Genomic DNA, 664 nt, shown 5'->3' on the forward strand with positions numbered 1-664 from the left:
GCGCGGCCCGCGGCGAGCAGACTCCCCCCCACCCCCCCCGCCCCCCCCCCCGGGGGGGGGGGGGGGGCCCCGGGGGGCCCCCCCCCCCCCCCCACGTCGAGGTCAGGAGGCGGTCATCGTCGAGTAGACGATGAGGTTCTCGGTGTAGTGGCCGGCCTTCGGGTCGAAGGCGCCGCCGCAGGTCACCAGGCGCAGGGCCGGATGGTCCAGCGACTCGCCGAAGACCTTCTGGTGCGGGAACGCGTCCTTGTCGACGCGCTGCGTCCGGTTCACGGTGAACGTCGCGGTCGTCCCGTCTTTGCGGCCGATCTGGATCCTGTCGCCCGGCTTCAGCTCCTTCAGCCGGAAGAACACCGCGGCCTTCCCGTTCGCGTCGACGTGGCCGAGGATCACCGCCGGGCCGACCTCGCCCGGCGTCGGGCCCTCCTTGTACCAGCCCGCCAGGTTCGGCCTGCTCAGCGGCGGTTCCTGGATCCGCCCGCCCGGCAGCAGTCCGATCTCGCCGACCGGCGCCGCCACCCCGATCCGCCCGATCGTGATCTTGACGGGTGCGGACGGGGCCAGCGCCGAGACGTTCGACGCGGCCGTGGTGCCGCCGGGCGTGCCGCTCGCCCCGCTCGCCGCGGGCGCGGGCGCCGGCGAGGCCGGGGACGCGGCGTGCCCG

1 protein-coding gene is annotated in these 664 nt (G+C 76.2%); it reads right to left on the reverse strand.

All coding sequences use genetic code 11. From position 1 onward, the window contains the following. Nucleotides 1-102: 102 nt before the first annotated feature. On the reverse strand, nt 103-664 hold a 562-nt coding region (locus tag F9B16_RS50190; RefSeq protein WP_151547312.1), incomplete at its 5' end, for a class F sortase.

Origin of the sequence: Actinomadura montaniterrae, from assembly GCF_008923365.1 — a bacterium.
Lineage (GTDB): Bacteria > Actinomycetota > Actinomycetes > Streptosporangiales > Streptosporangiaceae > Spirillospora > Spirillospora montaniterrae.